Source organism: Shewanella mytili (assembly GCF_046765975.1).
Taxonomy (GTDB): Bacteria; Pseudomonadota; Gammaproteobacteria; order Enterobacterales; family Shewanellaceae; genus Shewanella; species Shewanella mytili.
In genome coordinates, this window is the sequence record NZ_JBKOUD010000014.1 from 71070 (window position 1) to 78527 (window position 7458).

The following is a 7458-nucleotide window of genomic DNA, read 5'->3' on the forward strand; positions in this document are numbered from 1 at the left end:
ATATAAGCCGTTGGCATGTGAGCTAACAACACGGATGGGCCCATGAAAAGGTTTACTGTTTTTGCGTTACTGTCTCTGTTTTGTTCTTGGGTATACGCTGATGTTTTAACGCTGAAAACCGGTCACCCCGACACCTATGTGGTGAAAAAAGGCGACACCTTATGGGACATTTCGGGCATTTTCTTGAAAGATCCTTGGCACTGGCCCAAATTGTGGGGCGTGAACCCGCAGATTGCCAATCCCCACCTCATTTATCCCGGTGACCGCTTAACCCTGGTGTTTATTGATGGCGAACCCAGGTTAGTGAACAAACCCATGCTACGCAGCAGTCCTGCCGGACGTGTTGACCCCAAGGGAAATGCCGTACCGTTGGTGGATTTGGCGCTGATTGACCCCTACCTGACACAAAACCGCATTGTAGACGCTGACTGGTTAAGCCAGCAGCCCATGGTGCTGGGCGGCGAAAGCCCGTCCTTGCATCACGTGATGGACAACATTGTGTATATTGGCGCCAATTTGCCGGTAGGCACCAAACTGGGGATTTATCAGCCGGGTCGGCGGTTCAGCAATGAGGCTTCCGGCGAGGCACTGGGGCAGGAAGCCATTTTGACAGCTACCGGCCGGGTTACCGAGTCTGGTGATGTTTCCAAGGTATTGTTGCTGAATAACTTTCGTGAAACCAAAGCCGGTTTTCGCGTTTTTGCCGTAGACGATGCCTTTATTTCCGCTTATCTGATGCCCAGTGCCGGGACTGCCGTGGGCGCCAAAGTGCTGGCCTCGGAGCGGGATATCCGTGAAATGGGCAAATTCGATGTCGCCTACATTGACCGTGGTCAGCAAGACGGCGTGATCCCTGGCCAAGTGTTTACCATTGTCAAACCCGGCGCCGAGGTGATCATCAATAATGACGGTGTGCCCGTACAGCCCAATGAGCAATCCACTTATGACAAGCTGCTGGCAAGCATGGCACCTGCGGATGTAGTGAAGTTGCCAGAGTTGTACCGGGGACAATTAATGGTGTTTAAAGTGTTCGACAAAGTCAGCATGGGGCTGATTCTGGTTGATAAACGCCCGGTACGTCAGGGGGACATGTTGTTGGCTCCCACCACGCTGTTGCAGGAGGAATGACACCAGCTTCTTTGGCTGACTGGTTATTTGTCAGTGCGGTATCCGGGCTTGGCCCGCTACGGATAGGACAACTGCTTGAACACATGGATGTGTCAGCGTTACGGCAACGGTTAGAGCATCATCCCCAAACCTTGCCCTTTACGCTGCCAAATCTGCAACCTCGTATTACCCGCCAAAAAGTGGACCTTGCCCTGGCGTGGGAGCAACAAGCCTCCCGGCATTTTTTGATTTGTCGGGACGACCCCTTATATCCCCCTTTACTCAAGCAAATTGCAGATGCGCCCATGGTGTTGTTTGTCAAAGGTCAGCCTGAGCTGCTGTTGCATCCAGCCATCGCCGTGGTGGGCAGCCGGGCGGCAAGCCATGGCGGGATAAACTTGGCATTTCAGTTGGCATCACAGCTGGATGCCGCCGGACTGGCGGTGGTCAGCGGTATGGCGGCGGGCATTGACGGCGCGGCCCATAAAGGCTCCCTGAGTCAAAGCGGTAAAACCATTGCCGTGCTGGGCACTGGAGTTGAGCAGATTTATCCTAAAAAACATCGTTCACTTTATGAAGATATTCAACAACATGGTGCATTGGTTAGTGAATTCTGGCCCGATGTCACGGCATTTGCTGGGAATTTTCCCAAACGAAACCGTATAATCAGCGGCCTTGCTTTGGGAACCTTGGTGGTGGAGGCAAGGCGGCGAAGCGGCTCGCTAATCAGTGCCAGAACGGCAATGGAGCAGGGACGGGAAGTTTTTGCGATTCCTGGCTCCGTGATAAGCGGCGACCATCAAGGATGCCATGACTTGATTAAAAACGGCGCCAAGCTGGTGGAAAACCTGTCTGACATTGTGGAAGAGTTACCGCCCTTGCTACAAAGCCACTTGCAGGCATTGCCGGATTGCACCGTGTTACCAACAACGGGTAACTCGCAGTTGCCATTTAAAACACTGTTAGCTAGTGTAGGGTATGAAACCACGCCCTTAGATGTTGTGGTTGAACAGAGCGGTATAACGTTGGATCTGGTGTTGGAACAATTGCTTGAACTTGAATTACAAGGTTGGGTGGCCGCAGTACCCGGTGGTTACGTTAGACTTAAGAGGAGCTAGCCATGTTTGATATCCTCATGTATCTGTTTGAAAACTATGTACATAGTGAAGTAGAACTGATGGTCGACGAAGATGAGTTGACGAAAGAGTTAACCCGTGCGGGTTTCCATCAGTCAGAAATTCTCAAGGCATTAAGTTGGCTGGAGCGTCTGGCTGCATTGCAGGAAAGTGAAACCCCTTACGTCAGGACAAATGACAGCTATTCCTTTCGTGTCTACACCCCAGAAGAAATCGATAAACTGGACGTGGAGTGCCGGGGCTTTTTATTGTTTTTAGAAGGCATTGGCGTACTCAATTTCAATACCCGTGAAATGGTCATCGACAGGGTAATGGAACTGGACGAGCCCACATTAGGGCTGGACGATCTGAAATGGGTGATTCTCATGGTGTTGTTTAATGCACCTGGGAACGAATCGGCCTATGCACAGATGGAGGATCTTATTTTTGAACAGCCGGATGGTAGGCTGCACTCGTAAGATGTCTTGCTAGAAGAAAGAGGCGCCATGCCTCTTTTTTGATGTCCGGATTTTAAGAAAGATAGCGTGCTATCATCTGTAAATGGTGCACAGGGTGAACGGTTAACATATGGCAAAGATTGACCAACAGCTTTTTGATACCCGGGAACATGCGCTGGCCCGGGAATATGAGGTGTGCCCCAAATGTGGCGCCGAATTACAGATGCGCCATAGCAAACATGGCAATTTTCTGGGTTGCAGTAATTATCCCCATTGTGATTACGCCAGGGCGTTGGTGCAGCGTGAAAGTATCGCATCGCAGCCAATTCCGGGCTCCGAATGTCCGGAGTGCGGTGCCGAATTGGCGGTAAAATCCGGGCGTTTTGGCATTTTCATCGGCTGTACCCGTTACCCTGATTGCACGCACATTGAAAAACACGACCAACCATCATCAACCGCTGAGGTGGATTGCCCCCAGTGCCATCAGGGCAAACTGGAACCAAGAACCAGCCGTTTCGGTAAAACCTTCTATGCCTGCAACAACTACCCCAAGTGCAAATATTTGGTGAATTACCGCCCGGTGGCTGAAACCTGTCCTGATTGCGGTTTTGGCATTCTGGTGGAGCGGCGTAGTGCGTCCGGGATGCGCCTGGAGTGTCCGCAAAAGCAGTGTCACTTCAAAAAGCCTTTGTGATCTGTATCAAACAATGGTTGGTGTGTCCCGGTGATATCGCTATAATTCCTTACTTCTTGACGGCCATCGCCGTCATTCGCATTTTGTTTGTAAAGGTATGATGATGTTGCAGATACCGGCATCCGCCAGCAAAGATATCGTGCTGCGCGGAGGTGTAATTGCCTACCCCACAGAAGCCGTTTATGGCCTGGGTTGTGATCCCGATAATGAAACTGCCGTGCAGCGGATTTTGACGATTAAACAACGGCCCTGGCAAAAAGGGTTGATTATGGTGGCCAGTGATTTTCAACAACTGCAGCCTTACATTGATGAAACCCAATTGACGCCAGCCCAGTTAGCCGGTGCATTCGACAAATGGCCAGGCCCCTTTACCTTTATCATGCCGGTTCGGGCATCCCTTTCCCCATTAGTGCGCGGACAGTTTGATACCTGCGCGGTGCGGGTTTCGGCGCATCCCTTGGTGCAAGAGCTATGCAAGTTGGTCAATAAACCGCTGATCTCCACCAGTGCCAATTTGGCCGGCGCCGCACCGGCGCTGACGGCAGAAGAGATATTGCAAACGTTTGATGGCCAGCTGGATGCCCTGATTAGCGGGCAACTGGGACAGCAGCATCAACCCTCCACCATTATTGATATTCGCAGCGGCAAGGTGTTGCGGCAGGGATAACAACACAAGGAGCCAATATGGGCGCACCCGATTCACAGCAGGTAAAGCAGTATCTACAACAGTTACAGCAACATATTTGTGATGCATTGGCGCAGCTTGACGGCGTGGCAGCATTTGCCACTGACGACTGGGTGAGGCCTTTAGGGGGCGGTGGCAGCAGCAAGGTGTTGGTGGATGGCGGGGTATTTGAGCAGGCCGGCGTGAATTTTTCCCACGTGACGGGTGATGCCATGCCCGCATCTGCCACCGCCCACCGCCCGGAGCTGGCCGGCCGCAGCTTTGAGGCCATGGGGGTATCGCTGGTGATCCATCCTGGCAACCCCTATGTGCCCACCACCCATGCCAATGTGCGCTTTTTCATTGCCCGTAAACCCGGGGCGGCACCGGTCTGGTGGTTTGGCGGCGGTTTTGATTTAACCCCTTATTACCCTTTTCTTGAAGATGTGCAGCAGTGGCACCGTCAGGCACAGGCATTGTGCTTGCCTTTCGGGGATGAGGTGTATCCCAAGTATAAAAAATGGTGTGATGACTACTTTTACCTGCCCCATCGTCAGGAAACCCGCGGTGTGGGCGGCCTGTTTTTTGATGATCTCAATGAAGGCGGATTTGACCACTGCTTTGCCTTTATGCAGGCGGTGGGTAACGGTTTTATTCAGCAATACCGGCCGATAGTCGAGAAACGCAAAGCCACCCCCTACGGGGAACGTGAGCGGCAGTTCCAGCTATACCGGCGTGGCCGCTACGTGGAATTCAATCTGGTGTATGACCGTGGCACATTGTTTGGTTTGCAAACCGGCGGTCGCACGGAGTCCATATTGATGTCCATGCCACCACTGGTACGGTGGCAATACGGCTATGAGCCAGAAGCCGGCTCTGCCGAGGCAGATTTATACCAAAACTACCTCAAACCCAGAGATTGGCTGGCGTCAGAGCCATCTCCCCAGTAACCTCCGGCAGGGCTTAGCGGTTACGCATGTGATCCGCCAACTGGGCAATGGCCTGGTAAATCACCTGCTGGTGTTCCGCTTGCGGGACCGCTGTTTTCAGGGCTGCTTTCATGCAAAGTAGCCACTGATCCCGCATGTTCTCATCAATGGCAAAATTCATGTGCCTGGCCCGCAGCATGGGGTTGCCGTACTTTTGCTGGAACAACTGGGGACCGCCCAGCCAGCCACTGAGGAATTCATAGAGCTTTTGTTCTGACTGGGCCAAGGGGTGAGGGTGAATGGCCAGTAATTGCCGGGTGTCTTCCCGCTGTCGCATCTCCTGGTAAAAATGCTTGGCGATGGCGCGAATGGTTTTATCGCCACCAATAATGTCATAGGCATTGGATTGGCTGGGGTCCCTGTCATCTTGCGGTGAGCGTCCCAGCAGTTTCTTAATCCAGTTCATCCTTATCCTCTCAATCCGTCAGCAGCATGGTGACACCAGTATACACACTGCATTGCAAAGGCTTGTAGCGGTACGATTGCTGGTGGCGGTAACGGTAGGGTAGACTGCAACAAAACCACAGCGCTTTCCCACATCATGACAGATAACTACGTTGTTTTCGGTAATCCCATCAGCCATAGCAAATCACCGTTCATTCATCAGGCCTTTGCCAGGCAAACCGGTATGGATATCCGTTATGGCACCATGCTGGCACCGCTGAATGATTTTGTCACAACCGTAAAGGATTTCTTCGCTGCCGGTGGTTGTGGTGCCAATGTTACCGTGCCCTTTAAAGAGCAGGCCTTTGAATTGTGTGACGAGCTCAGCGAGGCGGCGGCCATGGCCGGGGCCGTGAACACGCTGATTAAGCTGCCTGAAGGTCGCCTGCGAGGGGATAATAGTGACGGTGTCGGGCTGGTGGCCGATTTGCAGCGGTTTACCTCACTGCAGGACAAGCGGCTGTTATTGGTGGGAGCCGGTGGTGCGGCCCGTGGTTGCCTGTTGCCGCTGCTGAATGCCGGCGTGGCACACATTGACATTCATAACCGCACGTTTGCCAAAGCCGCCACATTGGCGGCGCAACATCCCCAAAGGGTGAAGCCCATAGCCTATACGCAAATTGGCGATGCCTACGATGTGGTGATTAACTCCACCTCTGCCAGCTTATCCGGCAGCGTGCCGGCCTTGCCGCCGAAGGCCATTCACAACGCATTGTGTTATGACATGATGTATGGCGCTGATGTGACCGCTTTCAACCAATGGTGTCTGGACCATGGTGCCGCCCAGGCAGCGGATGGTTTAGGCATGCTGGTGGCACAGGCTGCCCAGAGCTTTTATCTGTGGCATGGGGTGATGCCACAAGTGGCGCCAGTATTGCAGGCGCTGCGACAACAACTGACCAATCAAGAGGCATGAGGTAACAGGCAAATGAATCAATCCGTGATTTTTGGCGAACAGGGCAGCTGGTTAGCACCGTTGGATGCCGTGGAATTTATTGCCCAGCAGCAGGGCTACTCCATCAAATGCCGGGTGGGGCGCCATTATCTTCAGCAACATTGCGCTGCACCGCTGGAGACGGAAACCGAAATCCTTCATGCGTTTGAAGCTCAGCGTTTCGAACTCGAAGAGTTGGTTGAAACGCTGATCATGCAAGAGGCATTTGATGAAGCCGGGCACATTGTGCTGGGCTGATGACAATGCTCAGGCTTATTCCTGTAAATAGTCGTTTTTAAGCCGCACATAATTATCTGCGGATAGGGGTAAGAATTCATGCTCCGCTTCCGTTAACGGCCGGGCCTGGCGCGCCGGATTGCCCATGTACAGATAGCCGGACTGCAATCGCTTGCCCGGCGGAACAACACTCCCCGCCGCCACAATCACATCATCCTCCACAACCGCATTGTCCAGAATAATCGCGCCCATCCCCACCAACACCCGATTGCCAATGGTGCAGCCATGCAGCATGGCCTTATGGCCCACAGTCACATCATCGCCAATGAGCAACGGATAACCTTCAGGGTTTGCATCTGATGAACGGGTGACATGTAATACCGCACCGTCCTGAACATTACTGCGCTGGCCAATCACAATGCGATTCACATCCCCTCGCGCCGCGACCAAGGGCCAGACACTGGCATCATCTGCCAATGTGATGTCACCCACCAGAACGCAGGCCCTATCCACATATACCCGTTGACCCAGTGAGGGGCTAATGCCCTTATAAGCACGTAAATTGGTTACCGACATTGGTTTTTAACTCCATGTTGTTGCTGTTTTCGCCATTATACGGACAAAAAAACGCTACTTGGGCGAAAAACTCGACAAACAAACATAAAACGGCATTTTCTTTTGTTTTGGTGCTTGCACAAAAGTTTCAGCCCCCTATAATGCGCACCCACTGACACGGCAACAGCGACACGCTAACGGTGTGACAGGGTTGATTAAACAGCGTAAATGCAGCTTAATCAGCGGCGTTAAAAAAGAGTG

10 protein-coding genes are annotated in these 7458 nt (G+C 52.6%); 8 read left to right on the forward strand and 2 right to left on the reverse strand.

Annotated features, from left to right (window positions below; all coding sequences use genetic code 11):
• The first annotated feature begins 42 nt into the window (after positions 1 to 42).
• The 6 genes from ACIDEJ_RS12965 to hemF all read left to right on the forward strand — a co-directional run bounded on the left by ACIDEJ_RS12965 (position 43) and on the right by hemF (position 4988).
• A complete protein-coding gene (locus tag ACIDEJ_RS12965; protein ID WP_411988485.1) occupies positions 43 to 1128 on the forward strand; it encodes a LysM peptidoglycan-binding domain-containing protein in 1086 nt (361 codons plus the stop codon).
• Positions 1125 to 2225, forward strand: a complete 1101-nt coding sequence (dprA, locus tag ACIDEJ_RS12970; protein WP_459382715.1) for a DNA-processing protein DprA — start codon at positions 1125 to 1127, stop codon at positions 2223 to 2225. The genes ACIDEJ_RS12965 and dprA overlap by 4 nt, the downstream gene beginning before the upstream one ends.
• Before the next feature lie 2 nt (positions 2226 to 2227).
• Positions 2228 to 2701, forward strand: a complete 474-nt coding sequence (locus tag ACIDEJ_RS12975; RefSeq protein ID WP_411988486.1) for a DUF494 family protein — start codon at positions 2228 to 2230, stop codon at positions 2699 to 2701.
• Between the two features lie 109 nt (positions 2702 to 2810).
• Positions 2811 to 3374: a DNA topoisomerase family protein gene (locus ACIDEJ_RS12980; protein WP_411988487.1), complete on the forward strand. Its 564-nt coding sequence runs from the start codon at positions 2811 to 2813 to the stop codon at positions 3372 to 3374.
• Between the two features lie 103 nt (positions 3375 to 3477).
• Positions 3478 to 4041, forward strand: a complete 564-nt coding sequence (locus ACIDEJ_RS12985; RefSeq protein ID WP_411988488.1) for an L-threonylcarbamoyladenylate synthase — start codon at positions 3478 to 3480, stop codon at positions 4039 to 4041.
• A 17-nt stretch (positions 4042 to 4058) separates the two neighbouring features.
• Positions 4059 to 4988, forward strand: a complete 930-nt coding sequence (gene hemF, locus ACIDEJ_RS12990; RefSeq protein WP_411988489.1) for an oxygen-dependent coproporphyrinogen oxidase — start codon at positions 4059 to 4061, stop codon at positions 4986 to 4988.
• A 13-nt stretch (positions 4989 to 5001) separates the two neighbouring features.
• On the opposite strand, the gene ACIDEJ_RS12995 is transcribed toward hemF, so the two are convergent.
• Positions 5002 to 5433: a group II truncated hemoglobin gene (locus ACIDEJ_RS12995; protein WP_411988490.1), complete on the reverse strand. Its 432-nt coding sequence runs from the start codon at positions 5431 to 5433 to the stop codon at positions 5002 to 5004.
• Between the two features lie 135 nt (positions 5434 to 5568).
• Here ACIDEJ_RS12995 and aroE point away from each other — a divergent pair, with 135 nt between their 5' ends.
• Complete coding sequence (gene aroE / locus ACIDEJ_RS13000) at positions 5569 to 6387, forward strand: shikimate dehydrogenase (protein ID WP_411988491.1); 819 nt, start codon at positions 5569 to 5571, stop codon at positions 6385 to 6387.
• A gap of 12 nt (positions 6388 to 6399) precedes the next feature.
• The gene (locus tag ACIDEJ_RS13005; RefSeq protein WP_411988492.1) at positions 6400 to 6663 is read left to right on the forward strand and encodes a DUF1488 family protein; all 264 of its coding nucleotides are present in this window, start codon (positions 6400 to 6402) and stop codon (positions 6661 to 6663) included.
• A 15-nt stretch (positions 6664 to 6678) separates the two neighbouring features.
• Here ACIDEJ_RS13005 and ACIDEJ_RS13010 read toward each other — a convergent pair whose 3' ends face one another.
• Positions 6679 to 7218 carry a gamma carbonic anhydrase family protein gene (locus ACIDEJ_RS13010; RefSeq protein ID WP_411988493.1) on the reverse strand — a complete coding sequence of 180 codons (540 nt, stop codon included), beginning with the start codon at positions 7216 to 7218 and terminating at the stop codon, positions 6679 to 6681.
• Positions 7219 to 7458: the final 240 nt, after the last annotated feature.

Bases quoted from the DNA above. Each gene is read 5' to 3' on its own strand.
- ACIDEJ_RS12965 (WP_411988485.1), top strand. From the start codon at position 43: ATGAAAAGGTTTACTGTTTTTGCGTTACTGTCTCTGTTTTGTTCTTGG.
- ACIDEJ_RS13005 (WP_411988492.1), top strand. From the start codon at position 6,400: ATGAATCAATCCGTGATTTTTGGCGAACAGGGCAGCTGGTTAGCACCG.
- aroE (WP_411988491.1), top strand. From the start codon at position 5,569: ATGACAGATAACTACGTTGTTTTCGGTAATCCCATCAGCCATAGCAAA.
- ACIDEJ_RS12975 (WP_411988486.1), top strand. From the start codon at position 2,228: ATGTTTGATATCCTCATGTATCTGTTTGAAAACTATGTACATAGTGAA.
- hemF (WP_411988489.1), top strand. From the start codon at position 4,059: ATGGGCGCACCCGATTCACAGCAGGTAAAGCAGTATCTACAACAGTTA.
- ACIDEJ_RS12995 (WP_411988490.1), bottom strand. From the start codon at position 5,433: ATGAACTGGATTAAGAAACTGCTGGGACGCTCACCGCAAGATGACAGG.
- ACIDEJ_RS13010 (WP_411988493.1), bottom strand. From the start codon at position 7,218: ATGTCGGTAACCAATTTACGTGCTTATAAGGGCATTAGCCCCTCACTG.
- dprA (WP_459382715.1), top strand. From the start codon at position 1,125: ATGACACCAGCTTCTTTGGCTGACTGGTTATTTGTCAGTGCGGTATCC.
- ACIDEJ_RS12985 (WP_411988488.1), top strand. From the start codon at position 3,478: ATGTTGCAGATACCGGCATCCGCCAGCAAAGATATCGTGCTGCGCGGA.
- ACIDEJ_RS12980 (WP_411988487.1), top strand. From the start codon at position 2,811: ATGGCAAAGATTGACCAACAGCTTTTTGATACCCGGGAACATGCGCTG.